Annotated in this window: 23 protein-coding genes; 7 read left to right on the plus strand and 16 right to left on the minus strand. The window is 62.4% G+C overall.

The window, feature by feature from the left end; translation table 11 throughout:
* The first annotated feature begins 137 nt into the window (after window positions 1-137).
* Window positions 138-1,730, plus strand: coding sequence for an APC family permease (locus ACIQH5_RS13545; protein WP_400404110.1), 1,593 nt, complete (start codon window positions 138-140; stop codon window positions 1,728-1,730).
* Here ACIQH5_RS13545 and ACIQH5_RS13550 read toward each other — a convergent pair.
* Window positions 1,727-2,944 (minus strand): acyl-CoA dehydrogenase family protein, encoded by a 1,218-nt coding sequence (locus ACIQH5_RS13550; RefSeq protein WP_400404112.1) that lies wholly within the window; start codon window positions 2,942-2,944, stop codon window positions 1,727-1,729. The two genes, ACIQH5_RS13545 and ACIQH5_RS13550, sit on opposite strands and share 4 nt — an antisense overlap.
* 134 nt (window positions 2,945-3,078) lie before the next feature.
* Between ACIQH5_RS13550 and ACIQH5_RS13555 the strand changes: the two genes are divergently transcribed.
* Both ACIQH5_RS13555 and ACIQH5_RS13560 read left to right on the plus strand, forming a co-directional pair.
* Entirely contained in the window at window positions 3,079-4,797 is a 1,719-nt protein-coding gene (locus ACIQH5_RS13555) for an AMP-binding protein (RefSeq protein ID WP_400404115.1), read from the plus strand.
* A 36-nt stretch (window positions 4,798-4,833) separates the two neighbouring features.
* Entirely contained in the window at window positions 4,834-5,343 is a 510-nt protein-coding gene (locus ACIQH5_RS13560; RefSeq protein ID WP_400404117.1) for a MarR family winged helix-turn-helix transcriptional regulator, read from the plus strand.
* 5 nt (window positions 5,344-5,348) lie between these two features.
* Here ACIQH5_RS13560 and ACIQH5_RS13565 read toward each other — a convergent pair whose 3' ends face one another.
* Both ACIQH5_RS13565 and ACIQH5_RS13570 read right to left on the minus strand, forming a co-directional pair.
* Window positions 5,349-6,755 carry an HNH endonuclease gene (locus ACIQH5_RS13565; RefSeq protein ID WP_400404120.1) on the minus strand — a complete coding sequence of 469 codons (1,407 nt, stop codon included), beginning with the start codon at window positions 6,753-6,755 and terminating at the stop codon, window positions 5,349-5,351.
* A gap of 90 nt (window positions 6,756-6,845) precedes the next feature.
* Entirely contained in the window at window positions 6,846-7,715 is an 870-nt protein-coding gene (locus ACIQH5_RS13570; RefSeq protein ID WP_400404123.1) for a universal stress protein, read from the minus strand.
* Between the two features lie 107 nt (window positions 7,716-7,822).
* Between ACIQH5_RS13570 and ACIQH5_RS13575 the strand changes: the two genes are divergently transcribed.
* On the plus strand, window positions 7,823-8,488 hold the full coding sequence (locus ACIQH5_RS13575; protein WP_400404125.1) for a TenA family protein: 666 nt from the start codon (window positions 7,823-7,825) through the stop codon (window positions 8,486-8,488).
* Between the two features lie 144 nt (window positions 8,489-8,632).
* Here the strand turns inward: ACIQH5_RS13575 and ACIQH5_RS13580 are convergent, their stop codons facing one another.
* The 8 genes from ACIQH5_RS13580 to ACIQH5_RS13615 form a co-directional block, all read right to left on the minus strand.
* Window positions 8,633-9,217: a hypothetical protein gene (locus ACIQH5_RS13580; protein ID WP_400404128.1), complete on the minus strand. Its 585-nt coding sequence runs from the start codon at window positions 9,215-9,217 to the stop codon at window positions 8,633-8,635.
* Between the two features lie 87 nt (window positions 9,218-9,304).
* Window positions 9,305-10,084, minus strand: a complete 780-nt coding sequence (locus ACIQH5_RS13585; protein ID WP_400404362.1) for an enoyl-CoA hydratase — start codon at window positions 10,082-10,084, stop codon at window positions 9,305-9,307.
* Window positions 10,085-10,129: 45 nt separating this feature from the next.
* Complete coding sequence (gene mmsB / locus ACIQH5_RS13590; RefSeq protein WP_400404130.1) at window positions 10,130-11,050, minus strand: 3-hydroxyisobutyrate dehydrogenase; 921 nt, start codon at window positions 11,048-11,050, stop codon at window positions 10,130-10,132.
* Between the two features lie 11 nt (window positions 11,051-11,061).
* On the minus strand, window positions 11,062-12,126 hold the full coding sequence (locus ACIQH5_RS13595) for an enoyl-CoA hydratase/isomerase family protein (RefSeq protein WP_400404133.1): 1,065 nt from the start codon (window positions 12,124-12,126) through the stop codon (window positions 11,062-11,064).
* Window positions 12,126-13,625, minus strand: coding sequence for a CoA-acylating methylmalonate-semialdehyde dehydrogenase (locus ACIQH5_RS13600; protein WP_400404365.1), 1,500 nt, complete (start codon window positions 13,623-13,625; stop codon window positions 12,126-12,128). Before ACIQH5_RS13600 ends, ACIQH5_RS13595 begins: the two co-directional genes overlap by 1 nt.
* A 123-nt stretch (window positions 13,626-13,748) precedes the next feature.
* Window positions 13,749-14,333: a hypothetical protein gene (locus ACIQH5_RS13605; RefSeq protein ID WP_400404135.1), complete on the minus strand. Its 585-nt coding sequence runs from the start codon at window positions 14,331-14,333 to the stop codon at window positions 13,749-13,751.
* 43 nt (window positions 14,334-14,376) lie between these two features.
* Entirely contained in the window at window positions 14,377-15,765 is a 1,389-nt protein-coding gene (locus tag ACIQH5_RS13610; protein ID WP_400404138.1) for a cryptochrome/photolyase family protein, read from the minus strand.
* 102 nt (window positions 15,766-15,867) lie between these two features.
* On the minus strand, window positions 15,868-16,206 hold the full coding sequence (locus ACIQH5_RS13615) for a hypothetical protein (RefSeq protein ID WP_400404141.1): 339 nt from the start codon (window positions 16,204-16,206) through the stop codon (window positions 15,868-15,870).
* 280 nt (window positions 16,207-16,486) lie between these two features.
* On the opposite strand from ACIQH5_RS13615, the gene ACIQH5_RS13620 reads away from it, so the two are divergent.
* Window positions 16,487-18,664, plus strand: coding sequence for a glycogen debranching N-terminal domain-containing protein (locus ACIQH5_RS13620; RefSeq protein WP_400404143.1), 2,178 nt, complete (start codon window positions 16,487-16,489; stop codon window positions 18,662-18,664).
* Here ACIQH5_RS13620 and ACIQH5_RS13625 read toward each other — a convergent pair.
* Window positions 18,661-20,073 (minus strand): ferredoxin reductase, encoded by a 1,413-nt coding sequence (locus ACIQH5_RS13625; protein ID WP_400404145.1) that lies wholly within the window; start codon window positions 20,071-20,073, stop codon window positions 18,661-18,663. The genes ACIQH5_RS13620 and ACIQH5_RS13625 overlap by 4 nt on opposite strands.
* Window positions 20,070-21,371 (minus strand): SRPBCC family protein, encoded by a 1,302-nt coding sequence (locus ACIQH5_RS13630; protein ID WP_400404148.1) that lies wholly within the window; start codon window positions 21,369-21,371, stop codon window positions 20,070-20,072. The genes ACIQH5_RS13625 and ACIQH5_RS13630 overlap by 4 nt, the downstream gene beginning before the upstream one ends.
* 172 nt (window positions 21,372-21,543) lie before the next feature.
* Between ACIQH5_RS13630 and ACIQH5_RS13635 the strand changes: the two genes are divergently transcribed.
* Complete coding sequence (locus ACIQH5_RS13635; RefSeq protein WP_400404151.1) at window positions 21,544-22,476, plus strand: LysR family transcriptional regulator; 933 nt, start codon at window positions 21,544-21,546, stop codon at window positions 22,474-22,476.
* A gap of 22 nt (window positions 22,477-22,498) precedes the next feature.
* On the opposite strand, the gene ACIQH5_RS13640 is transcribed toward ACIQH5_RS13635, so the two are convergent.
* The 3 genes from ACIQH5_RS13640 to ACIQH5_RS13650 all read right to left on the minus strand — a co-directional run bounded on the left by ACIQH5_RS13640 (window position 22,499) and on the right by ACIQH5_RS13650 (window position 24,422).
* On the minus strand, window positions 22,499-22,723 hold the full coding sequence (locus ACIQH5_RS13640; protein WP_400404154.1) for a hypothetical protein: 225 nt from the start codon (window positions 22,721-22,723) through the stop codon (window positions 22,499-22,501).
* Entirely contained in the window at window positions 22,720-23,592 is an 873-nt protein-coding gene (gene pdxS, locus ACIQH5_RS13645; RefSeq protein WP_400404156.1) for a pyridoxal 5'-phosphate synthase lyase subunit PdxS, read from the minus strand. The genes ACIQH5_RS13640 and pdxS overlap by 4 nt, the downstream gene beginning before the upstream one ends.
* Before the next feature lie 149 nt (window positions 23,593-23,741).
* Complete coding sequence (locus ACIQH5_RS13650) at window positions 23,742-24,422, minus strand: GntR family transcriptional regulator (protein WP_400404158.1); 681 nt, start codon at window positions 24,420-24,422, stop codon at window positions 23,742-23,744.
* Window positions 24,423-24,543: 121 nt separating this feature from the next.
* Here ACIQH5_RS13650 and purU point away from each other — a divergent pair, with 121 nt between their 5' ends.
* The gene (gene purU / locus ACIQH5_RS13655; RefSeq protein WP_400404160.1) at window positions 24,544-25,458 is read left to right on the plus strand and encodes a formyltetrahydrofolate deformylase; all 915 of its coding nucleotides are present in this window, start codon (window positions 24,544-24,546) and stop codon (window positions 25,456-25,458) included.
* The last annotated feature ends 25 nt before the right edge of the window (window positions 25,459-25,483 follow it).

Below are 25,483 nucleotides of genomic sequence, written 5' to 3' on the forward strand. Positions count from 1 at the left end.
CCTGCTTTTAGACCCACGCAACAAAAAATGGGGGAAACGGCCGTAGGCACACCGTGGTGCCCGGCTTTTGATATCCACTGCGTCCAATGGCGGCCGCGGGCTATCACCATTCATGCATGTCTGAATTAGGAGTTCGAATGTTAGAACCCAGCAAAACAGGACCCTGCAAGAGCGATGCAAGCGGTATGGACGAGTTTGGCTACGCCCAAACCCTTGACCGCAGCATCGGAAAGTTTGCCAGCTTCGCCGCCGGCGTCAGTTACATATCCATCCTCACCGGCGTTTTTCAACTGTTTTACTTCGGATTTTCGACGGCGGGACCCGCCTACGCGTGGTCGTGGCCCATCGTTTTTGTCGGCCAGCTCATGGTTGCCCTGTGTTTTGCGGAACTGGCCGGCCGCTACCCCGTAGCGGGATCGGTCTATAACTGGGCCAAGAGGCTCTCCACCGGAACGTGGGCCTGGTTGGCGGGCTGGTTGTTGCTGCTCTCCTCCATCATGGCTTTGGGTTCTGTTGCCCTGGCCCTCCAAATAACCCTGCCGCAGATTTGGAGCGGCTTCCAACTGGTGGGCGACGGCACGGGTCCTTACGACTTTGCCGTCAACGGGGTCCTCCTGGCCAGCATCATGATCGGCATTTCCACTCTCATCAACGCGTTTGGCGTGAAACTCATGACCATGATCAACAGCGTGGGCGTGTTCGTGGAGCTGGTTGCTGCCGTCCTGCTCATTGCGGCGCTCATTTGGCATTCCGTGCGCGGACCCGAAGTCCTCCTGGATACCGCTGGCTTCGGCGAAGAGCATCCGCTGGGCTTCTTTGGAGTGTTCCTCATTGCCGCCATGGCTTCCGGTTATGTCATGTACGGATTCGATACCGCCAGTTCCCTGGGTGAAGAAACCAAGGACCCCAAGAAGACGGCTCCCAGGGCGATCCTGCGCGCGGTCACGGCATCCTTCCTCCTGGGAGGGCTGCTCCTCCTGGGCGGAATCCTGGCAGCACCGGATCTTTCCGATCCCAAGCTCGGGGCCGCTGATGGCGGGTTGCAGTACATCGTGCTTTCGGTGCTGGGCGGCCCCTTCGGCAAGGCTTTCCTCGCGTGCATCGTGGTAGCTGTTGTGGTCTGCACATTGGCCGTCCACGCAGCAGCCATCCGGATGATGTTTGCCATGGCCAGGGACAACAACCTTCCCTTCAGCCGTCAGCTCAGCAAAGTGCACCCCACCCGCAAAACCCCTACGGTGGCTGCAATCGTGATTGGCGTCGTGGCTGTTATTCCGCTGATCGTCAATATCTCCCAGCCGGCCATCTTCACCATCCTCTCCAGCATCAGCATCGTCCTGATCTACCTGTCCTACCTGCTGGTGACCGTGCCCATGTTGCGGCGCCGGTTCCTGAAGAAGTGGCCCCTGAAGGACGATGGATCCGAACCGGGATTCAGCCTCGGCAAATGGGGGCTCCCCATCAACATCCTGGCCGTGCTGTGGGGCGGTGCCATGACGCTGAACCTGGTGTGGCCGCGGCCGGAAATTTACAACTCAGTGCCACCGTTCGAGTGGTACCTGCAATGGGGCGGCGTTATCTTCGTTGCGGCAGTAGTCATTGGCGGAACGCTCCTCTACCGCCTTCGCATCAGGCACCACACTGGAGTCCTGGCTGAGCACGCGGCCCTTGCTACGCCTTCGGATCCGGAGCCTGCCCAAGAAGACCCCGCCCAAACAGTCAGGACCTAGACGAACGCCGACTTCCCCGTCACCGCGCGGGCCACGATCATGGAGTTGATCTCGTAGCTGCCCTCGTAGGTGTAGAGGATTTCGGCGTCGCCAAAGAGCTTGGCCATCTCGTAGTCCGTGGTGATTCCGTTCCCGCCCAGCAAGGAACGGCCCATCGCCACGGATGAGCGGGCCAGCCGGGTGGTGGTGGCCTTGCACATGGCGGCCTGCACCATTTCGAGTTTCCCGGCCTGCTGGATCCGGGCAAGCTCCACCATCATGGACAGTGAAGCGTTGGCATTGCCCAGAATGTCGGCGAGCTGCTGCTGGACGAGCTGGAAGCGTGCCAGTTCCTTGCCGAACTGTTTGCGCTCCAATGCGTAGGAACGGGCAATATCAAAGGCCGCCAATTGAATCCCCGCGGCCTGCCATCCCACCCAAGCCCGGGAATCCCTTAGAAGATCGTTGGCCCGGGAGAACTCCGTGGCACCGGGCAGGAGGTTCTCCTCCGGAATGCGGACCTCGTCCAAGACGATGTCCGCATTCTGCATGATGCGGAGGCCGATCTTGTTCGAAATCTTGGTGGCCGTGTACCCGGGGCGGTCGGTCTCCACAATGAAGCCCTTGATGTGCCCGTCGGATTCGTCCCGGGCCCAGACCAACGCGAAGTCGGCAATCGTCCCAGCCCCAATCCAGCGCTTGGCACCGCTGATGACCCATTCACCGCCGTCGCGCCGCGCCGTCGTCGAGAGTCCTCCGGCGATGTCGGAACCGTGGTCCGGTTCGGTGAGCGCAAAGGCTCCCAGCTGGGTAAAAGCCTCCAACCCGGGCAGCCACTTGCGCTTCTGCTCCGGGGAGCCGAGCTCATCAATCATGCCGACGATGAGCTCATTATGGATGCCCACCAACGCGGACAGCGACACGTCCGCGCGGGCAACCTCGGTGTACATGAGGCCCTTGAACAGCTTTGAGGAACCATCCGTTTGAAGCCCACCCAGCCCGAACTTGGCCATGTCAGCCAGCAGCCCGAACGGGAACTCCTCCCGGTTCCAGTACTCAATGCTCGCGGCCCGTATGCGTGTTTGCAGGAATTCCCTGATCTCGAGGTACCTCGTGCGCTCCTCTGATGGGAGCAGGTCAATGACGTGCATCAAGTCCGCCTCCGGGTAAGGAGGCAGGACGCGTTCTGATGCCGCACCGTTGGTAACGGTGACGGCAGCTTTTTCGTCGAGCATTAGACCCCTTCGTCATGTCCCGCATGGGCTCTTCCAAACCCTTGGATGTCCTAGTATATTGCAAGGTGATGTGGATCACTAGGCGGGATGCTTCGGCGAAGGTGCCAGGGAATCCCGAAGGCGAAAGGCGGACTATGACAGTCACAGACGACTTCCGTGCGGCCCGGGACAGGCTGCTGGAACTGCGCGAAGACTACAAACTGGCCCATGCCGAGTTCCAATGGCCACGCTTTGAGGAATTCAACTTCGCCCTCGACTGGTTCGACCACATCGCAGCAGACGAGACCAGGGGCAACAAGCCCGCCTTGGTGATCGTGGAACAGGACGGCAGTTCCACCCGCCGCACGTTCAAGGAACTCTCGGAACGTTCCTCCCAACTCGCCAATTGGCTCCGGGAACAAGGAGTGGCACGCGGCGACCACATGATCATCATGCTCGGTAACCAGGTTGAGCTGTGGGAACTCATGCTGGCGGGCATCAAACTGGGCATCGTCATGATCCCCACCACCACCCTCATGGGGGCCCGTGATCTTCAGGACCGCGTGGAGCGCGGCGAGGCCAGGTGGGTGGCTGTAGGAAGCGCCAACATCGGCAAGTTCGCCGACGTCGAGGGCGGGTACACGCTGATCGAAATTGGATCCGAGACAACCACCGCAGAGGCAAGACAGTACGCAGATTCGTACGACGCCGGCACGGACTTCACGCCAGACGCTCCAACTCACGCCGATGAGACACTGCTCCTCTACTTCACTTCCGGCACCACCTCCCGCGCCAAGCTGGTGGAGCACACCCACACCTCCTACCCCGTGGGCCACTTGTCCACCATGTATTGGATAGGTCTGGAACCAGGAGACGTCCACCTCAACGTCGCCTCCCCCGGCTGGGCGAAGCACGCTTGGTCCAACGTCTTCACACCATGGATCGCCGAGGCCACCGTCTTCATCTACAACTACGAACGCTTCGACGCCTCCGCCCTCATGAACCAAATGGGCCACGAAGGCGTCACGAGTTTTTGTGCCCCACCCACCGTCTGGCGCATGCTCATCCAAGCCGACCTCACGCAGCTCATCCACCCTCCACGCAAAGTGGTCTCTGCTGGCGAACCACTCAACGCCGAGGTCATCGGCCACGTGGAAAAGGCCTGGGGCGTCACCATCCGGGACGGCTTCGGCCAGACGGAATCCACGGTCCAGATCGCCAACACACCAACCCAGCCTGTGAAGATCGGCTCCATGGGGCGGCCGCTCCCCGGATACGACGTGGTCTTGGTGGACCCGGTCACCGGGAACGAAGCCGACGACGGCGAACTCTGCTTACGCTTGGACCCCCGGCCCGTGGGACTCATGAAGAGCTACTTCGGCGACGAAGCCAAGACGGCCGAGGCTTTCCGCGACGGCTACTATCACACCGGCGACATGGCGAGCCGGGACGCAGACGGCGTCATCACCTACGTCGGCCGGGATGACGATGTCTTCAAGTCCTCCGACTACCGCTTGTCACCCTTCGAACTCGAAAGCGTCCTGATCGAACACCCCGCGGTGGCGGAAGCCGCCGTCGTGCCTTCGCCTGACGCTGTAAAACTGTCGGTGCCCAAAGCGTTCGTCGTGTTGGCTGCAGGCTATAAAGCCGGACCGGCGGTGGCCGAGGACATCCTTCGCTACTGCCGGGAGCACCTCGCGCCGTTCAAACGGATCCGGCGGCTCGAATTCGGCGAGTTGCCCAAGACGATTTCCGGCAAAATCAGGCGCGTGGAGCTGCGCGGGACCGAAGTAGCCAGGCACGGCGACGGTCCGCTGCCCTCCGGGTTGGGTGTGGAGTACACCGAGGAAGAGTTCCCGAATCTGAAAGACTAGGCACCCGAACAGTAGGCCAAGCAACGAAGGAGGGCCATGGGCACCCCACTCCCCCGCGATCCCATCGCCGACGCCCAAAGCAACTGGGAACGGCATGGCTGGGGCGACGTCGCCGCGCCAATGGCTGCCATCACTGCGATCATGCGCACGCAACAGATTCTGCTCGCGCGCATCGAAACGGTGCTCAAACCCTTCGGGCTGACCTTCGCACGCTATGAACTGCTCGCACTGCTGAGTTTCGCTCGCAGCGGCGCGCTGCCCATGAACAAAGCCAGCGCGCTCCTGCAGGTCCACCCCACCTCGGTGACCAACGCCGTGGACCGCCTGGAAAAGGCTGCCCTGGTGGCGCGTTCCCCGCACCCAACAGACGGCCGCACCACCCTGATCGAGCTCACGCCAGAGGGACGCACCCTGGCCAAGAAAGCGACGGCAGCGCTCAACGCCGAGGTTTTCGGCAAGTCAGGTTTCGGGCCCGACGACGTCGATCACCTCATCCGCGTTTTGGGCACCTTCCGCAGGGATGCCGGGGACTTCACGGAGGAATAAGCTCCCTACGTTCTGGCGGGGCGGTGCCCTGGCAGGGGTGGGGCTTTGGATTGGTACGTGTGGCCTGTGGGGGTGGTGATTTCCAGGGTGTGCACGCCGTGGGTGCCCCCATGGAGCGTTGTGGCGGTCCAGCTGGGGTTTTCTTTGGTGTGGTTGCAGGCTTCACATAGTCCTGCGCCGTTGGTGAGGTTCGTTTGTCCCCCGGACTGCCAGGGAACCACGTGGTCAATGTGCCGGATGGGCGCGTCGCAGTACGGCGTCCGGCAGGTGTCGTCCCGGGTTTCGATCAATCGCCTGAGCCGGCCGGTAAAGAGCCGGGCCTTGGAATCCGTGCCGAGGAGTTCACCTGTGCCTGGCGCTGTGTAGAGCCGACGAAGCCAGACGGTTAGCTCCGCATCCGGGGCTTCCGGTGCTTCCAGGACTTGCCTGCTCGATTCCTGAGCTGTCTGTGCTGTCTGTGCCGGCGGTGCTGCCCGTACTGTCTGGTGAGGAGTCGGATTCGCTGGCCCCGAGCCCCTGGCTTGCCCCAACCCCAGGAGCTCCCTTCCCCATTCGGCCGGGACGATCCCGTAACCCCTCAGCCGCGCCGGTTCACTGTCTCCCTGAAACAGGGTCCGGTCGGTCATGACCAGGTCCAGGTTGATGCCCGAGAACCCGCCCGGGGTGCCGGTGATGCGTTCGACCAACGTGTCGGCCATGACCTGGCCGCGCGTCGGGACAGCCCCGCCAGACGTACCGTCACCGCTGGAACGGGCCGAGTCAGCGGCCCGGCTCAACGCAGCATAGACAGCCACACCCTGAGCCACGGGCAACAGCGCGGTCAAGTACGTCATGGTGTCCGGTGCCGGTCGCAGGCTCACGGTCCGCTCAGAAGCCGCGCGACTGGCACGACCCGCCACCGAGCGCGGATCACGACGATACGCAGCAGCCTTCACCGCAGCAACAATCGCCCTATCGCCCTTCCCATCAAACGTCCCGGCATCAGCAGCGAGTTCCTCATCCACCGCAGCTCGGTCCTCAACAGACAAGCAGGCGGTTTCCTTCACCAACAGCGTGGCGCGCCATTCATTCAGTTGCCCGGACTGCAGGGCAGCCAACGTACGGGGCATCTCCACAACAAGCGCCTTCGCCAAGCCAAGCAACCGTGACCCACGATTCGGGGACTCCCGCCGAGCCAACGCCACCTGAGCGCCCACCCCCTGGCCACGCTCGGACGCAGGAACACCGGCCTCAGCTTGTTCAGCACGCTGGGCAAGATCAAAAGCCACAGCAACCCGCGCCTGCAACGCCGTGATAGCCGACTTCATCTCCTCCAACACCCGCAACTGCTCGATCAAATCACCACTAACGGTGCTGAACGGAGCCGCGAGCAAAACGTTCGCAGGAGCGACAGGAACAAGGACACGAGACATCCCCGTACCCACTCGACTTTCCCGAACCTGCTCCATGAACTAACCATGTCAGCAGCCACCGACAATATAAGGTCAGTGGTCGAGGGAGCCCTACATGACCTTGGATGTGGCCGTGCGACGGGAAACCAACACAGGACTGTGGGCGTGGTGGAGCACAGCGTGTGCCGTGGATCCAATGGTGCCTTTGATCAGTCCATGTCCTTTGGTTCCCACCACCGTAATGCGTGCCGCTTGTGAAGCCTTGACCACGGCACGGGAGAACGAAGCGTCCACCAGCAGCTCACCGCTCACCGTGATCCCGGGGGCTTTGTGGCGGGCCCGGCTCAGCACAGCATCAAGCATCGCTTCAGCGTCCGGATATGATTCCACCGGCTCGCGCAGCCGCCGGTAGCCTTCGGGTTCGTGCAGGACATGCACGATCCTGAGCTCGGCACCCGTTGCGGCCGCGAAAAGGCAAGCATCGTCAAGGGCTGCCGGTGATCCCGAATCATCAACGGCCAGCAGCACCGGACCCTCAGGGTGGTCATCAGCTCGGATCACTGCCACGGGGCACTCTGCGGTTGCTGCCATCTCCAAACTCACGGACCCCACCAGCAAGCCCATGAATCCGCCAAGTCCCCGGCTTCCGAGCACCAGCATCTGGGCACCGGCCGAAACGTGGGCCAAATGATCCCGGGGCATTCCGTGGAGCAAGGTGCTGTGGACTTCAAGGTCGGGGACGGTCTCCTTGGCGAGCACCACCCCCTCCTCGAGGACTTTTTGGGCGGCCCGTTCCAAGCCGCTGTCCGCAACTCCAGGAACGGGGCCCCTGTTGTGGGACAACAGGACCCACAAGGAACAATGCACAACATGGAGGGAACAGTTCCGCAGGATCGCGTGATTTGCGGCCCATTGGACGGCGCGGTGTGCTTCTTCGGATCCGTCAAAGCCAACCACGATAGTGTTCGACGCGTTCGTCATGGCCAGAGCCTACGCTGGCGCCGGGACCGGCACCATAGCGTAACGAGCGCCTGTCCGTCGTAGTCCACTGCTAGGCTCCGAATGCTGACACCTCAGGAGGAAACACCGTGGGCTTTGCCAATGAACTCAGGAACCAGTACGCCGAGGACTGGGATGCCGCCGTCAACCATTCGTTCGTTGACCAACTGCTGGATGGTTCCCTCACCGATGAGAACCTGCGCCGCTACCTCGTGCAGGATTACCAGTTCTGCGATGCCTTCACAGCGCTGCTGGGACAAGCCGTCGCCTCGGCACCTTCGCTGCCTTCGCGTCTGGTGTTTGCCGGGGTTCTGGGGTCGTTCGCTTCGGACGAGAACACGTACTTCCAGGACTGCTTCAACGAACTCGACGTTCCCGAGGCGGATCGAACAGCCCCCGCGCTGGAATCCGCTACCCGGGATTTCGACAACCTGATGCGCAGCGCCCTCGCCACCCGGTCCTACCCGGAAGTCCTGGCCGTGCTGTTGGTTGCCGAATGGCTTTACGGAGACTGGGCTGCCCGCGCCGGCGACCCCACAGAATGGCCCGTCCACGCGAAGCACGCCGAATGGATCCGCCTCCACAACAATCCTGAGTACAACGCTTGGGTGACGTGGCTACGCGACGAATTCGACGCCGTCGAGCCTTCCGACGCCGCTGCGCGCGAGCGCGTTGCGGCTACCTTTGCGGAAGCGGTGCGTCTTGAGCGAGCGTTCTTTGACGCTGCTCTTGTGCCGGAGGACGCTTCGGTTTAGGGCCGCTTCCGGACCTGCCTACTATTACAGTCCCGCCACGCGTCAAGTTCATCCAGCGGACGACGTTTGCGTTGCCGAGTTTAGGGATAGACGGCGGGAGGTAACGCGCCGGGGATTCCTTCCACCTCCGACAAAGGTTTCCACTTATCCATTTCGATCGACGGCCGCGACGGCCTCTTGGTTCTTGGAAGGCTCCTTGCCGCGAGCGAACCCCTTCGCTACCGGACCACGTCGCTTCCGCGCCGACCTGAGGGCTTTCGCCTCCTGCTTATACTGGCTGACTTTGACGATCATGACGGCTGTCGTTCCGCCAACACCCAGGCACAGGAAGAAGAACAACAACAGCCAGAACAGGCTTCCCTGGTGCACTGGACCCAGAAGCCCGAAAAAGACCGCACCCACCCAGGCGAAGGAAAGGACCCCGAAGACGGTCGGCTGCCAGTAGCTTGTTACATACGGCTGAGTGACCGAAGCATAGACTTGTGTGAAGTGGGAAGCCCTGTCTATAAGTTCCCTCCGGAATGACTGCCGGGCACGTTCATCACTATGCTCATCCTCGCGCAATTCAACTTCTTGCCATGCCTTCAAAAGGGCAAGCGACTCTGAAGCCCGGCGCTGCGCGACAGCTTCACGATCCGTTGCTTTCCTAACTGCCAAACCCACTGTGACGAAAACTGCCGCAACACCGGCCACGCCACCAAGAAATCTACCCCATTGATCTATATCCACGACTTCCCCAAAAATCCCGAACAGCCTCGCAAACACTCTTGAGCGAGCCGACAACCAGTTGCGATCATGGCGCCCCGAGCAAAACCGCTACCTGTGCTTGAACTCCGGCTGGCGCTTCTCGCTGAACGCGGCCATGCCTTCCTTTTGGTCCTCGGTGGCAAAGAGCGAGTGGAACACCCTGCGCTCAAACAGCACGCCCTGTGACAGGCCCATCTCGAAGGCTGCGTTCACGGCCTCCTTGGCTACCATCGCGGCGGGTTTGGATTTGGAGGCGATGACTTCGGCGGCTTTGAGTGCTTCCTCGATCACCTCGGCCGCGGGAACAACGCGGGACACCAGGCCGGAGCGTTCGGCCTCTTCGGCATCCATGAACCGGCCTGTCAGGACCATGTCCATGGCTTTCGCTTTGCCTACGGCCCGGGTGAGCCGCTGGGAGCCGCCCATACCGGGGATCACTCCCAGGTTGATCTCGGGCTGGCCAAACTTGGCGTTGTCCCCCGCGATGATGAAGTCCGCCATCATGGCCAGCTCGCAGCCACCGCCCAGAGCGAACCCGGACACAGCAGCAACAACAGGGATGCGCAGGCGGGTGAGGTCTTCCCAGCGCCGGAACCAGTCCGCCGCGTACATGTCCATGTAGCTGTTGGAGGACATTTCCTTGATGTCAGCACCGGCAGCAAACGCCTTGGCCGATCCCGTGATCACCACGGCTCCAACGTCCGGGTCCGTGTCCATCGCGGTCACAGCGTCCACGAGCTCGTTCATGAGTGCAGTGTTAAGCGCGTTCAGCGCCTCCGGCCGGTTCAGTGTCACCAAACCAACCCGTCCCCGACGCTCCACCACAATGTTCTGGTACTGCTCCGTCATGCTCTCCCTCTCCGCAACGCTGGTCATGAGTTCACTTCAAACCTCTCACACAGACTTATCGCGGATCTCCGTGATGATCCCCGAGAAGTCCCTTCCGGCCCCGTCCCCGGCGGCAAAAGCGTCGTAGATACGCGAAGCCAGGGGACCCATTTCCGCAGCAACCCCCGTGCTTTCCAGTGCGTTCAGGGCCAGACGCAGATCCTTGGCCATCAACGCACCCGCAAAGCCCGGCTGATAGTCGCGGTTAGCGGGGCTGGTGGGCACCGGTCCCGGTACGGGACAGTTGGTGGTCAGCGCCCAGCACTGGCCGGATGCGTTGGAGGCGACGTCGAACAGAGCCTGGTGGGTGAGGCCAAGTTTCTCGCCGAGCACGAAAGCTTCAGCAACGGCAATCATGGACACACCAAGGATCATGTTGTTGCAGACCTTCGCGGCCTGCCCTGCACCATGGTCGCCACAGTGGACGATCCTCTTGCCCATGAGCTCCAAAACGGGCTTCACCGTCTCGAAGTCCTCCGGCAAAGCACCCACCATGAAGGTCAAGGTGCCGGCTTCGGCCCCCACCACGCCACCGGACACAGGAGCGTCCACGGATCGGTGACCCGCCGCCACGGCCAGAGCTGCCGCCTCCCGGGCCTCGTCCACATTGATGGTGGAACAGTCCAGGAACAGCGTGTTCGGCTTCGCGATGGAAAGCAGCCCCGGCCCATCCACGCCTTGGTAAGCGTCCAGAACATGCTTGCCGCTGGGCAGCATGGTCAGCACCACGGCCGCTTCCGCTGCAGCTTCGTGTGCCGTGGAAGCCATGGGAATTCCGTGAGCCACTGCGGCCTCAACTGCTGCGGGCACGGGGTCGTAGCCGATCACATCATGCCCGGCTTTGATCAGGTTGGCCGCCATGGGCCCACCCATATGGCCCAGGCCAAGGAAAGCGATGAGGCCGGTTGCTGCTGCGTTCTCTGTCATGATCGTCTCCTTTAGTTCGACTGGACTGGAGTGGCTGAAAGTCCCAGCTCCCGCTCGCCGAGCGGCGCAAAGTAGCCCTCGACGTCGGCCTCCCGGACTTCGGCGAGGCTCGGCGGCTTCCATTGCGGGTTGCGGTCCTTGTCCACCACCTGCGCGCGGATGCCCTCCCGGAAATCGGGCCCGACCAGGCATCGCAGGCCCACGCGGTATTCCTGGTCCAGCGCTTCCTCCAAAGAGAGCCCGCGGACGCGTCGCAACGATTCCAACGTGACCTTGACCGACGTCGGTGATTTCGCCTCGATGGTGTCGGCCGCAGCAGCTGCCTCGTCGCCCAAGGTGCGAAGGCTCCGGACGATCTCCTCCGCATCCTCCCGCGCATACGCGGCATCGATCCACTCGAGTTGCGCCGCCAAGGCCGAGTCCGGCGCGGTGTGGACGAAGCGTTCGACGGCGGCCTCCGCCGTCGAGCTTTTCAACGCTTCCGCCAACGCGGGGAGGCTTTTGGACGGAACGAAGTGGTCCGCGAGCCCCAAGAACAGGGCGTCCGCCCCGGATAGGTGAGCCCCGGTCAGGGCTGCGTGCGTTCCTGCCTCCCCCGGTGAGCGTGAAAGAAGGAGCGTGCCACCGACGTCGGGCACGAAGCCGATGGTGGTTTCCGGCATGCCGGTCCGCGTCCGCTCGGTCACTATGCGGACGGAACCGTGCGCCGAAACGCCCACGCCGCCACCCAAGACGAGCCCGTCCATGAACGCGACGTAGGGCTTGGGATAGTGCGAGATCAGCGCGTTGAGCCGGTATTCGTCAGCCCAGAATTCGGCTGTCTCAGTGCCGCCGTGAAGCATGTCCTTGTAGATGGCCACGATGTCGCCACCGGCACACAGCCCGCGGTCGCCGGCTCCACGCACCAAAACGGTGGCAACGGCGTCGTCGTCGGCCCAAGCGGCCAGCTGCCGGAGCATGGCTTGAACCATTCCGTGATTCAGCGCATTGACTGCTTTCGGACGGTTGAGCGTCACGATTCCCAGCTGGCCGCGACGCTCAAAGAGAACTTCGTCTTCTGTCTCCGGAGCCCCCATCAGCTGCCTGCCGGCATGATGAAGCTGGCGCCCTGGCGAATACCGGAGGGCCACCGCGACGTCACGGTCTTGGTCTTGGTGTAGAAGCGGAAGGCGTCGGCGCCGTGTTGGTTGAGGTCGCCAAAACCGGACGCCTTCCAGCCGCCGAAGGTGTAGTACGCGATCGGCACGGGAATGGGCACGTTGATGCCCACCATGCCCACTTCGACGCGGCTGGCGAAGTCGCGGGCGGAGTCGCCGTCGCGGGTGAAAATGGCGACGCCGTTGCCGAACTCGTGCTCGCTGCAGAGCCTGAGCGCTTCATCATAGTCAGCCGCGCGCAGCACGCTGAGGACCGGGCCGAAGATCTCTTCCTTATAGATCTTCATGTCCTTGGTGACATGGTCGAAGAGCGTGGGGCCAACCCAGAAGCCGCCGTCGTAACCGTCCACGGTGAGGCCACGACCATCGGTGACCAGCGTTGCGCCCTCGTCCACACCGGACTGGATGTACCCCTCGATCCTCTCCTTGGCAGAAGCAGCCACCACGGGGCCGAAGTCCGAATCCTTGTCCAGGCTGTGGCCAACTTTCAGGTCCTTGACGCGTTCGGTCAGTTTGGCCACCAGCGCGTCAGCGGTTTCCTGGCCCACCGGGACAGCAACGGAAATCGCCATGCAGCGTTCGCCGGCGGAGCCGTACCCGGCACCTATCAGGGCGTCGGCTGCCATGTCCAGATCGGCGTCGGGCATGATCACCATGTGGTTCTTCGCGCCGCCGAAGCACTGCGCGCGTTTGCCGTGCGCCGCTGCCGTTGCGTAGATGTACTGGGCGATGGGCGTGGAGCCCACAAAGCCGATGGCCTTCACCCGCGGATCTTCGAGCAGCGCATCCACGGCTTCCTTGTCCCCGTTGATCACATTGAACACGCCGTTGGGCACGCCCGCTTCGCTGTACAGCTCCGCCAGGCGCAGCGGAACGGAAGGATCCCGCTCGGAGGGCTTGAGGATGAACGCGTTGCCGGCTGCGAGAGCCGGACCGGACTTCCAGAGCGGAATCATGGCCGGGAAGTTGAAGGGAGTGATGCCTGCGACGACGCCCAGCGGCTGGCGGAGCGAATGGACATCGATCCCCTGGCCGGCGTTGTCCGAGAATTCGCCCTTGAGCAGGTGCGGCGCCCCGGCCGAGAATTCCACTACCTCGATTCCGCGCTGGATATCGCCCTTGGCGTCCGCGAAGGTCTTGCCGTGTTCGGAGGACAGGAGCGTGGCGAGTTCATCCATGTTCTCGTTGACCAGATCCACGAACTTCAGCAGGATGCGTCCCCGGCGCTGCGGGTTCATGGCCGCCCATTCGAGCTGGCCCTTCTCTGCATTTGCGACGGCGTTGCGGACCTCGTCCGCGCTGGCCAGCGGAAGCCGGGCCTGGACTTCACCCGTGCAGGGATCGTAGACATCACTGAACCGGCCGGATGTGCCGTCGATCCTCTGGCCGTCTACGTAGTGGGAAAGCTCGCGCACCATGGTGGAATGCTCCTTTGCATCGTGAATGACTGCCGTGCCGCCGGGTGCTGGGACCACTGCGGGGAACACGTGACCAACTGTGATCCAGGTCATCTCTGAATCCGAATATACTCGGACTTCCTACTAATTTCCAGAGGGGTACTGCTCAACCCCCGGACCTCCGGTGGAACCTCCGGCCGGCACGTCCGTCCGGGCAGGCCAGTGGCCGGTGACCCGATGGAAATCGATGGCCCGCAGGAGCGGCGTCATGTCATAGGCCCTGATATTCAGGCTGAGCTTGGCGCCGTCCACCGACTTCACCGTCAAATACGGCTGCCCCTTCATGGTCTGGAAGCTGTAGTGGGTGATGTCGCTGTAGGGCACAAGGTGCTCTTTCCCGAACACACTGCGGAAGGCCACCTCGTGGGCGCGCGGTGCCACGTAAAAGTTCCGATACATGAGCACGAAAACCAGGCCGCCCAGGAAGATGGCGACCGCAGCGATTCGGGCGCCCACAGGGGAACGCTCATAGGTGAACGAGACCAGGCTCATGAGAAGACCCACGCTCAGGAAAAGCCAGCCCACCATCGGAACAACCTTGGGCATGCGGACCTGCTCCGGGTACTCCTTTGACCTGTTGGGGTGCTTCCGCGCCCACCAGGTAACCACTCCAAGGAACACTGCGATGAACGCGGCGATGACGATCTTCAGGATGAGCTCCGTTGACATGCACCCAGCCTATAGTCGGCCCCGGCATACTCTTGGGAAGCCCTTAGTGGACCTCTCTCATCTCCTTGTACGCCTCCAGCGCCTCCGCCCGGGTGGTCTTGAGATCCACGATTTCCGCCGCGTACTCCGGTGTCCCGAACTCGGGAATCCAGTGCGCGATGTACTTCCCCTGAGGATCGAACTTAACGCGCTGAGCCTCCGGATTGAAGATCCTGAAGAAGGGCGAAGCATCAGCACCGGAGCCGGCCACCCACTGCCAGTTGGCGGGGTTCGATGCAGGGTCCGCATCCACCAAGGTGTCCCAGAACCACTGCTCCCCCAGCTGCCAATGGATGCCGAGGTTCTTCACCAGGAAACTCGCGGCAACCATGCGGACACGGTTGTGCATCCACCCCGTGTGCCACAGTTGCCGCTGCCCGGCATCCACCATGGGGAACCCGGTGCGGCCCTGCTGCCAGGCCCGGAACTCCTCCGGCGCCGACTCGTGGCCGTGATGTTTGCCGTTGCCGCTGCTACCCGGCCATGCCCAGGGGAAGCGATCAAACTCAGGGCGGAGATTGGCCGTAGCCAACTCCGGGTTGTGGAAGTACTGGTGCCAACAGAATTCACGCCACCCCAGCTCAGAAGCGTAAATCGAAGCGCTCTCAGATCGTTTGGAACCCAAAGCGTGCCACACCTCGAACGGGCTGAGCTCACCCCAGCGAAGGTACGGCGAAAGGCAACTGCTTCCATCCGTATCCGGACGATTGCGGCCCTCGCTGTAATTGGACAGGCCGTCCGCCACAAACTCGGCCAGCCGCTTGTGCCCGGCGGCAGTGCCCGGCGTCCACATCTCGTCCAGTCCCCCGGACCAGTCCGGTTTAGTGGGCAGCAGGTGCCACGATTCCAGCTGGTCATACTCGGGCAGTTTCCCCGTGAATCCGTGGCCGGCTTCCGGTACGGCCAGCGGCTCGCGGAAGTCCTGCGCAGAAACTGTCCGCCAGAAGGGGGTAAAAACTTTGTATTGGCCGCCCGTTTTGGTGGTGACTTCCCACGGCTCATGGAGAAGGGAGGCCTGAAAACTCGAGACATGAAGTCCGGCCTCGCCCGCCCAAGCCTTGATGCCGGCGTCGACCGTCCGCTCAGCGGAACCGTACCGCCGGTTCCAGTACAACCCGCCGGCGCCAATCGCCGTCGTGGTCTTCTGGACGACGTCAGATGCCGACCCCCGGCGGAGGAGCAACGGAACGCCGAGTTTGTCCAGGTCCTCACGGAGGCGGGTCAGCGAATGGTGGAGCCACCACCGCGCGGCGCTGCCGTGAGGGCGGATGCCCGGCGATTCCTCGTCAAGGACGTAGAGGGCAACGGCCGCGCCGTCGTCGACGGCGGCACGCAGGGCCGGGTTATCGGCCACCCGCAGATCATCACGAAACCAAACGATGGACGGCTTCATCAATTCCTTTCAGCCAATACTTCCGAAAAACCCCCGGAAACAGGAACAGCCCATGCCCCCTAAGAATCCTAGGGGCATGGGCTGAAAGCTCGCTGGTATGAATCAGGCGATGGATGCGACGGCTTGCTGACGGATCTCAGCCACCGGAAGATCAGCGGCTGTTTCGCTCCACATGGGAACGCTGTTAACCACGTAGTCCCTCGCGGCGGGTCCCACCATGCTCATGCCGGAGTAGATTCGCCGGCCATTTTCCTTGATGGGTTTGAGGCCCTCGAGTTCGAGAGCGGTTTTGAAGGCGGAGTCGGGAATGGGGATTTTGCGTCCAAGAACGCACCAGCTGATGTACAGGCCGTAGAAAGTGTCAAAATCCAAGCCGTCCTCAGTGTCGTCCTCAAACACCACACAGTCGCGAATAAAGCTGCCAATTTGGGTGTCGGTCATTACGGGGCCTCCGGCGTCGGAAGAAAAATCGGGCCGCCGGTCTGCATCAGCGAATGTCCTGTTCCCTCACTATAGACCTGTTCCGGGTGCGCGGACGAGGAATCCAGATTAACTCTGGGTTGCGCACCAACACTGCCCTACCCGGAAGTAGCAAGAAATGACCGGCTCTGGTGCCGAAAGGTTCCTCGGCGTACCGTCAGTTACATCCATGCAGAAAGGCCGCCACCCAGCGGCCCCGCAAGCTCAACCGATCCGCAGGCTCAGTGCTAAGGAGCATGAAGTGGCTGGATGGAATGCTGACACGGCAGCAGGGCCACTGGGCGCTGGAACGGTCACGTTGGTGGAGGGCTCATCCTTCTGTATTTCTGCTGCTAACGGGGACATCCGCCCCGATCTTCCCCACGGCGTCTTCCACCTGGACACCCGGATCATCTCCCGATGGGAGCTGACCGTCAACGGCCAGCCGATCGAAGCGTTGGCAGCTGAAACCCGGGAACCCTACCGTGCCTTGTTTGCGGGGCGGGTACCGCGACCGGACGGGTACGCGGACAGCCCCTTGCTGGTGGAACGGCTGCGGGAAGTCGGAGCAGGAATCCTGGAGGAAATCACGGTCCGGAATTACTCCAAACGGCCCGCAGAGTGCCGAATCCTGCTGACTGCAGAAGCGGATTTCGCAGACCTTTTTGAAGTGAAGGAAGCCCGCATCACCCGGGAGTGGACGGAAACCCGTGTCCCGGAGGGCGACTCATTGGAGATCCGCGGAAAGTGGGAGGGCATCCGGAAGAGCGTGGTCATTCGGGCAGAGGGCGCCGGCGCCGGGGCCAGGGCGTTGGGCTTCACGGTCAAAATTCCGCCTTCGGGGAGTTGGAGCACCCGGGTAAGCGTTGTGCCCATGGACGGCGCAGTCCCCGGTGTTGGCGGCGCAAGGAAGCCTTTCACCCATCCGACCCGCGGCGAATTGTCTCCCAGTGATCGTCGCCGGGAGGAATGGGTGGCCAAGATTCCCCGCCTGCAGGTAGGGAATCGCTCCATCGAACGCACGCTAAGGCGCAGTTATGAGGATCTGGGCGCATTGCGGATCCAGGACCCGGACCATCCCAGCAGGGTGGTGGTGGCCGCCGGAGCGCCCTGGTTCATGACCCTGTTTGGGCGCGACTCTCTATGGGCGTCGGAGATGGCGTTGCCCGTTGACCCGTCCTTGGCCCTTGGAACCCTCCGCACACTGGCTGACCGCCAGGGAACGGTGGTGGACACCACCAGCGAGGAGGAACCGGGCAAGATCCTGCACGAAGTCCGGCTGGACGTCTCCAGCGGCTTGGCCCTGGGCGGCAAGTCCGCTTACTACGGCAGCGTGGACGCAACTCCCCTTTTCGTCACCGTCCTGGGATCAGTGAGCCGCTGGGGCTTCGCCAAGGACGTGATTTCGGAGCTGCTCCCCAACGCGGACCGCGCACTCGACTGGATCCGGGACTACGGCGACCGCGATGGCGATGGCTTTGTGGAGTACGGGCGCCCCAACCAGCACGGCCTCATCAACCAGGGCTGGAAGGACTCCTGGGACGGTATCAACTTTGCCGATGGCACTATCGCCGAGCCGCCGTTGGCGCTGTGCGAAGTCCAGGCGTACGTGCACGGCGCCTATATGGCGCGCGCCTGGATGGCGTACGACGACGGCGACCTCACCTTGGCAGCTGAGCTACGGGAACGCGCTGATCGCCTGAAACAGAAATTCAACGAGGACTTTTGGCTCCCGGACAAGGGTTACTACGCGGTGGCATTGGACAAGGACAAGCGCCCCGTGGACGCCTGCGCCTCAAACATGGGGCACTGCTTGTGGTACGGGCTGGTGGATGAGGACAAGGCTCCCTTGGTGGTGGAGCGCCTGATGTCCCCGGAAATGTTCAGCGGTTGGGGCGTCCGGACACTTGCCAGCGATATGGGCGCCTACAACCCGGCCAGCTATCACAACGGATCGGTCTGGCCACATGACAACGCCCTGATTGCGGCAGGGCTGCTCCGTTACGGATTCGTGGAGGAAGCGCAGCGAATTGCCACGGCCCTCTTTGAAGCTGCCGAGTTTTCAGGCGGCAGGCTCCCTGAACTCTTCTGCGGCTTTGCCCGCGAACAATTCAGGGAGCCCGTGCCGTATCCCACTGCCTGCTCCCCACAAGCCTGGGCCGCAACCACTCCCATCCAGCTGATCACCGGACTCATGCGCTACGACGCCCACATTTCCTTGGGCGGGGTCTGGCTGGATCCCGTATTGCCGGAGTCCTACGGTGACCTGCACATCAGTAATGCGCCCATGGGTAGCGGGCGGATCACTATTGACGTGGTGGGTTCCTCCGCCCAGGTCCAGGGACTCCCGGAGGGCCTGGCACTCCACCGTGCCCAACGTCCGTGGATTACCGAACTGGTGGAAAGGGCGGAGCTGAGGCGCCCCGAGCCTGGCCTCTAGGCGTCAATCACCATATCGGTCTTTGCGGTGGAGCAGCAGGGAAGGAACTTTCCTGCGTCAATCTCACGTGCACGGATGCCACCTTGATGGTTCATCTCGATGTCGCCGGACAGTTTGACCACCTTGCAGGAGCCACACATACCCTCTTTGCAGTTGGCGCCGATCCTGACGCCGGCACGCTGGGCCGGGCCCAGAATGTGCTCGGACGGGTCCACGCGCACATTAATACCCGTGCGCAGGAAGGACAGGGTGAGGCTGCCTGTTCCCACAGTTTCGAAGCTCGATGCGTCAGGCGTGGCAGCTTCCTGCTCCACGTCCGCACCCGCGTCGGAAGCTTCGGCGGCCGCGTCCGGCTCGGCGGATTCCAGTTCCAGTCCGGTCGCTTTCAGGGTTCCCTCAGCGTCATAACCTGGCTCGTAGAGCCCAAACGCTGCGGGCTGGCTTTCGTAGTAGTCCTCGGCGGATTCCGCTATTTCCTCGGCAATCTCCTCCGCGATGTCCGCTGCGTGCGCAAGCTCCGCCTGGTACTCAAGGATGGTCTGGCGATCGCCGGTGAAGAACTCCATGTGGATGGAGGTATCGTCGACGCCCACCTTCCCCAGGAGCTCAGTGGCGGTGTTCAGGTAGCCTTCGGGACCACACGCATAGACTTGGCGGCCGTTGGCGTCCGGGGCCACCTGCTCCAGCATTGCTGCCGTGAGCCTTCCACTTAGCCCTTCCCAGTCCGCGGGCTTGGCGCGGTCGCCCAAGGAGTAGAAGACCTTGATGCGCGAGTCCACCGAGGCGATGTAAGCGAGCTCCTTGTTAAAGGCAAAGCCCTCGTCCGCCGCCCCGTGATAGAGCACCACCACATCGGCCTGTCCAGGGAGGGAGTGGATGGTCCGCACCATGGACATGATGGGCGTGATGCCCGCCCCGGCAGCCAGCAGGAGGTACCGTGCCCGCCGGTCGGCGTCGGGCAGGTGGAAGGCACCTACGGGCCCCAGCATCTCCAGGACGGTGCCGGGCTTGATGTTCTCGTGCACCCACGGTGAAACCAGGCCCGTCGCATCGCGCTTGACGGTGATGTCGAAAGTCCACGGCTTGGTGGGGGCGCTGGACAGCGAGTAGCTTCGGTCCGCCGGATCCTGGTCTTCCCCGTTCACAGGGAAGGCCACGTTCACGTACTGGCCGGCTCGGAACGCCAGGGGTGCACCATCGGAGCGACGGAACACGAAGGTCATCATGCCGCCCACTTCGGGAACAATTTCCACGCATTCGGCCATGAACTCCTGCGGGTGCCAGGGACCCAACGCACGGGCTGCGCTGGCGGGTCCCTCGCTGCTTCCCATCACCCTGTTCCACGGCATTTCAAGGCCGCGAATGCGATGTGGCTCCTGGACCAGCGTCTCAGTGAGGAGTTCGGTCATGCCAAGTGCTCCTGGACACGCTGTACGTACCAGTTGATGAAGGCCTCCACCTGGTACTCGCTCTTCATGTACGGGCCGGGCTCGTAGGCAGGGCTGCCGGCACCGGTCTGGCACAGCTCCACGAATGCCTTGTCCTGCAGGTTGGTCTGCTTCCAGGTGTAGGTGAGCTTCTCCAGGTCGTAGTCCACGCCTTCCACGGCGTCGTCAGCTACCAGCCACGTGGTGCGCACCAGGGACTGGTGTTCGTTGATGGGGAAGACGCCGAAAGTGATGACGTGGTCGCTCTGGAAGTGGAACCAGCTGTTGGGCTGCAGGTGCATGGAGCAGCGGCCCAATCGGAAGTCCCTCAAGTCACCGAGCAGCTTCTTGGAAAGCCGGCGTCCATCGGCCGAGAAGGATTCGCCTTCGCCGTCGAGCGATTCGCGGGAGATGCGGATTCCGGCGATCCGGGTGTCAAGCTCCTCCACCACTTCATAGGGCAGGCCGTAGCGGCGGCAGCGCTCCTCAAGAGAGGCCTGTGCTTCCTTGTTGCGGTCCCACACTTCTTCAAGGTGGGCCGGGATCAGCCCTTCCGTCAGGCCCCAGGTGGGAAAGAGCGAACAGGCAAGTTCCGGGTGGCCGTCGCAGTGGTAGCACTCACGGTTGTTCTCCATGACGAGCTTCCAGTTGCCCTCTTCGATGATGTTCTGCTGGTAGGCAATCTTCGTCTTGGAGAGGTCGTGGGGTGCCAGGTACGGCTCGAAGATCTTGGACGTTTCGTCAAAATCTGCCAGCGGCTCGTCTGCGACGCACACGAAGATGAGCCCGGCCACCACGCGGCTGTTGGCGCGTTTGAGGCCGAAGCAGCTCTTGTCGAACTTCGTCTCGCCCGGCGCGGAGGCGTGGATCAGGTTTCCTTCCGGAGAGTACGTCCACGAGTGGTAGCCGCACACGAGGTTTCCTGTGGACCCGGCCGCTTCGGTCAGAACGCGTGCACCGCGGTGGCGGCAGACGTTGTGGAGGACGTTCACGCCGCCGTCGTCATTGCGCAGCACGATCAGGGAGTAGGGGCCGTAGTCGACAGTGATGTAGTCGCCCGGCTCCGGCAATTCGGCAATGCTTCCGGCAAAGATCCAGTGCTGGCCGAAAATGGCTTCCATGTCGATCTTGAAGATCGTGGCGTCGGTGTAGAAGGGGGCATCGAGGGAAAATCCCTTGCGCCGGAACTCGAACAACCTGCTGATTTCCTCCAGCTGCTCTGCAGGCAAGGATGAAGCGAGTTTTCCGCGTGAGTTGAGGGGCAAGACTGGAGCAGACATGTATTTCCTCCCAGGAGGCGTGGGTGTAAGTGTGTGTTTCATTGGGGAGCGCGGTGCATCATCGCAACCGGCGTTATCGAAGTCTTCGTAGTACGAGATTAGGGATGAATGACCTGCAACAAAAGCGCAATATTTTGGAGATAACCGTGCACATTCAGTGCATGATGGGTGCATGATCGATGCGAGGCTCATCACACTCCGGGTATTTGCCCGCTGCGGCACCATTGGCGCCACGGCGGAACTCACCGGATACTCCCCTTCCGCCGTCTCTGCACAGCTGCGGGAACTCCAGAGAATGCTGGGAATGCAGCTGCTGACGAAGGACGGGCGCGGCGTGCGGCTGACCGCCACAGGCCGCTTTCTGGTGGCCGGCTCGGATGCCCTCATTGCCGAATGGGAGAGCCTGCGCGCAGCAGCCATGGAGGCCGGCGATCAGGTGCAGTCACGTTTTGGGCTGGGTGGATTCTCGACGGCGGCCGCCCAGTTACTGGCGCCGCTCGCCGCCAGCCTGCGGTCCACCCGCCCCCTGCTGGAAGTGCAGGTGCTTGAGGCCAACCCGGCCCGATGCTTTGACCTGTTGGTTGCCGAGCGAATAGACCTTGCGGTGATAGTTGCCATGCAGTCCGACACCCACGTTGAGGACGATCCCCGCTTCGAACAGACCGTTCTGCTGGACGACCCCCTGGATGTGATCATCCCCGGCACCCATAGACTGGCCTCGCAGGAAACGGTGACGCTGGAAGAGCTCGCGGGAGAACCGTGGATCACCGAGGCCGCCGGGTCCACCTACCATTCCCTGTTCACAGCGGCATTCACGGCAGTAGGGGTGACACCGCGCATTGCCCACGAGGCCGTTGAATGGGAAACCCAAATCGCCTTCGTGGGCGCAGGGCTGGGCGTCGGACTGTTGCCGCGGTTGGCACCACTGCATAATGCCGAGAATGTGGTTCGCCTACGCATTACCGGCAAGGGGAAGCCGGCACGTCGTATTGTGGCGGCCGTGCGCAGGGGCAGCATCGCGTCGCCTTTGATCCAGGAGTCGCTCGCTATCCTGCAGGAGAGCGCACACCGGATCCTCACGGCCCGGCCGGAAGACGACCGCTGACACCTCGACCGGCGTCGGCTGTTCAGGCCCAGATTTGGTAGCCCGTTGGCTTGTCGAACAGCTTCCTGGTGGAGAGTCCTTCCGCCGCTATCCAGAGCACGGAATCGTCGTCGGAAGCCTGCTCCACCACGCCGGTGAGGACGTGGCGGTCCAGCAACCACACCTCCACCGTATGGCCGACGAGTTGAGCCCAATCGTTCCGGAGGCCACGGCCATTAACGGTTTTTACGAGAGCGAGATCCGTCATTGGCTGATTCCCACCATGGCTTCGCCGAGGCCGCGGGAGACCTTGGCGATCACATCGGGATCGTCATAGTAGGCAGTGGCGTTCACGACGGCGGCGGCGCGCTCTGCGGGGTTGCCGGACATGAAGATACCGGAACCGACGAACACGCCGTCCGCGCCGAGCTGCATCATCATCGCAGCATCAGCCGGGGTAGCAATACCACCGGCGGTGAACAGGACCACGGGGAGCTTGCCGGTGGCGGCAACTTCCTTGACCAGCTCGTACGGGGCCTGCAGTTCCTTGGCCGCAACATACAGCTCGTCCTCGGGAAGGGCCGCGAGCTTGGCGATCTCCGAAAGGATCTTACGCATGTGGCCGGTGGCGTTGGAAACATCGCCGGTACCGGCTTCACCCTTGGAACGGATCATCGCCGCGCCCTCATTGATGCGACGCAGCGCCTCACCAAGGTTGGTGGCCCCACACACGAAGGGAACGGTGAAGTTCCACTTGTCGATGTGGTTGATGTAGTCCGCCGGGGTCAGGACCTCGGACTCGTCGATGTAGTCCACACCGAGGGACTGCAGGACCTGAGCCTCGACGAAATGGCCGATCCTAGCCTTGGCCATCACCGGGATGGAGACGGCAGCGATGATCGCATCGATCATGTCCGGATCCGACATACGGGACACGCCACCCTGGGCGCGGATATCGGCCGGGACACGCTCGAGCGCCATGACGGCAACAGCACCGGCATCCTCAGCGATGCGGGCCTGCTCGACGTTAACGACGTCCATGATGACGCCGCCCTTGAGCATCTCCGCCATGCCCCGCTTAACACGGCTGGAGCCGGTCAACGGTATGTGTTCAAAAAGGAGGGGTCTTGTAGGCACGTGATACTCCAGTGGCTGAAGGCTGTGATTGCATCACTAAGGACCGGGGCAGACTCACAAAGGAGTCTGATATCCGAGTGATATATTAGTTGAAGTCTTCAGTATGCAATCACGGAAGCATGGAGTCAACAGCGGGACGGCCGCACATCCTAGGCCGCGAAAAGCGCCTGACGCACAGCATGCTCGAAGCCACTGACGTGCACGCGGGCCAGCTCGGCGGCCTTATCCTCTTCGCCGTCGATGACAGCCCTCAGCAGGTCCAGGTGTTCACGCACATGGTGCTCGAGGTCCGGCAATCGATCCAAGACCATGCACCAGATCCGGGTGGCCAGATTGTCGTAGCGAATCAGAATGTCCTCGAGGTGCGGGTTCGCAGCCGCCGCATAGATTCCGCGGTGAACGCTGGCGTCGAGCCGCAGAGTCTCAACCACCGACGCCGCATCGACGTCAAAGTCTTCCACTGCGCGCATTACTTCGCGCAGATGCTCCTTGGTGGCAGTGGAAGCAACCCGCGCCGCCCTGGCCGCGGCGAGGGGTTCCAGCTGCGCCCGAATTTCGGAGATGAAGGCCAGATCGGTGACTTCAACGCGGGTGGCGAACGTCCCCCGCCTCGGATACGTAATGACCAGCCGATCCAGTTCCAGGCGTTTCAGGGCTTCACGCACCGGCGTCCGGCCGATCTCCAGGTCCTTGGCGAGTTGATCGTCATTGAGGAGGTCGCCGGGTTTGATCTCCAGCATCAGGAGCCGGTCCCGGAGGCGCTCGTAAGCGAGATCGGCCAACGACTTCTTCGTGTCTTCACCGGCGATTGCCAGAGTTCCAAAAGCCACAGCGCTCATCCCCTTCTTCACAACCAAAAAATCTATTGACCTGCCTGAGTGACCAGTATACGCTGAATCCCAATCCTAATATATCAGTTCAGGACCCAGGAATATATCTAAAGGAGGAGGCATGACCCTCGTGGCAACAGACTCAACGGTAAGCACACTGCCGAAGCCCGAATTGCTCAAAGAAGAGCAAGCACAGAAGTTCGTACTCACATTGTCGTGCGTCGAACGCGCCGGGATTGTTCAGGCAGTCACCACCTTCCTTTACGAGCGCGGTTTCAATATTGAAGAGCACCAGCAGTTCGACGACGGCCTCCGCCAGACGCTGCACCTTCGGACAGCTTTCTCCGGCCCGCTGTCCTACTCACCGGAGCGGCTCGAAGAGGAGTTCGGCGCGATTGCCGAACGCTTCGAGATGAAGTTCAGCTTCCATGACAAGACCAAGAAGCGGGTCCTGGTGATGGTGTCCAAGTTCGGGCACTGCCTCAACGACCTCATCTTCCGCTGGCGGGGCGGCAGCCTCGGCGGCGACCTCGTGGTGGTTGCCTCCAACCATGAGACGCACCGCGCCATGGCAGAAGCCGCCGGCCTGCCTTTCGTCTACATTCCCGTCACCCCGGACACCAAGGCAGATGCCGAGCAGCAGCTCTTGGACCTGGTGGAGGAATACAACGTGGACCTCGTAGTGCTCGCACGCTACATGCAGGTACTCTCGGACGACTTGTGCCGGGCACTCGAAGGACGCGCCATCAACATCCACCACTCCTTCCTGCCGGGATTCAAGGGCGCCCGCCCCTACCACCAGGCCTACGACCGCGGCGTGAAACTGGTGGGTGCCACTGCCCACTACGTCACCGCGGACCTGGACGAGGGACCGATCATCGAGCAGGAAGTCATCCGCGTGGATCACAGCTACGGCCCCACTACCCTCTCAACCGTGGGCCAGGATGCCGAAGCCCTGGCGTTGTCCCGCGCCGTCAGGTGGCACTGCGAGCACCGCGTGCTGCTGGACCAGACCAGCACAGTGGTTTTCCGCTAAACCCAGCACCAGAACACCAGCAGAC

This window comes from Paenarthrobacter sp. NPDC091711 (genome assembly GCF_044756605.1).
In the GTDB taxonomy this organism is placed as follows: Bacteria; Actinomycetota; Actinomycetes; order Actinomycetales; family Micrococcaceae; genus Arthrobacter.

Coding starts and splice junctions, on each gene's coding strand:
- ACIQH5_RS13605 (WP_400404135.1), bottom strand. CDS start 14,333: ATGTCAACGGAGCTCATCCTGAAGATCGTCATCGCCGCGTTCATCGCA.
- ACIQH5_RS13560 (WP_400404117.1), top strand. CDS start 4,834: ATGGGCACCCCACTCCCCCGCGATCCCATCGCCGACGCCCAAAGCAAC.
- ACIQH5_RS13570 (WP_400404123.1), bottom strand. CDS start 7,715: ATGACGAACGCGTCGAACACTATCGTGGTTGGCTTTGACGGATCCGAA.
- ACIQH5_RS13595 (WP_400404133.1), bottom strand. CDS start 12,126: ATGGGGGCTCCGGAGACAGAAGACGAAGTTCTCTTTGAGCGTCGCGGC.
- purU (WP_400404160.1), top strand. CDS start 24,544: ATGACCCTCGTGGCAACAGACTCAACGGTAAGCACACTGCCGAAGCCC.
- ACIQH5_RS13550 (WP_400404112.1), bottom strand. CDS start 2,944: ATGCTCGACGAAAAAGCTGCCGTCACCGTTACCAACGGTGCGGCATCA.
- ACIQH5_RS13630 (WP_400404148.1), bottom strand. CDS start 21,371: ATGTCTGCTCCAGTCTTGCCCCTCAACTCACGCGGAAAACTCGCTTCA.
- ACIQH5_RS13545 (WP_400404110.1), top strand. CDS start 138: ATGTTAGAACCCAGCAAAACAGGACCCTGCAAGAGCGATGCAAGCGGT.
- ACIQH5_RS13555 (WP_400404115.1), top strand. CDS start 3,079: ATGACAGTCACAGACGACTTCCGTGCGGCCCGGGACAGGCTGCTGGAA.
- ACIQH5_RS13635 (WP_400404151.1), top strand. CDS start 21,544: ATGATCGATGCGAGGCTCATCACACTCCGGGTATTTGCCCGCTGCGGC.
- ACIQH5_RS13600 (WP_400404365.1), bottom strand. CDS start 13,625: ATGGTGCGCGAGCTTTCCCACTACGTAGACGGCCAGAGGATCGACGGC.
- ACIQH5_RS13640 (WP_400404154.1), bottom strand. CDS start 22,723: ATGACGGATCTCGCTCTCGTAAAAACCGTTAATGGCCGTGGCCTCCGG.
- ACIQH5_RS13615 (WP_400404141.1), bottom strand. CDS start 16,206: ATGACCGACACCCAAATTGGCAGCTTTATTCGCGACTGTGTGGTGTTT.
- ACIQH5_RS13625 (WP_400404145.1), bottom strand. CDS start 20,073: ATGACCGAACTCCTCACTGAGACGCTGGTCCAGGAGCCACATCGCATT.
- mmsB (WP_400404130.1), bottom strand. CDS start 11,050: ATGACAGAGAACGCAGCAGCAACCGGCCTCATCGCTTTCCTTGGCCTG.
- ACIQH5_RS13585 (WP_400404362.1), bottom strand. CDS start 10,084: ATGACGGAGCAGTACCAGAACATTGTGGTGGAGCGTCGGGGACGGGTT.
- ACIQH5_RS13610 (WP_400404138.1), bottom strand. CDS start 15,765: ATGAAGCCGTCCATCGTTTGGTTTCGTGATGATCTGCGGGTGGCCGAT.
- ACIQH5_RS13565 (WP_400404120.1), bottom strand. CDS start 6,755: ATGTCTCGTGTCCTTGTTCCTGTCGCTCCTGCGAACGTTTTGCTCGCG.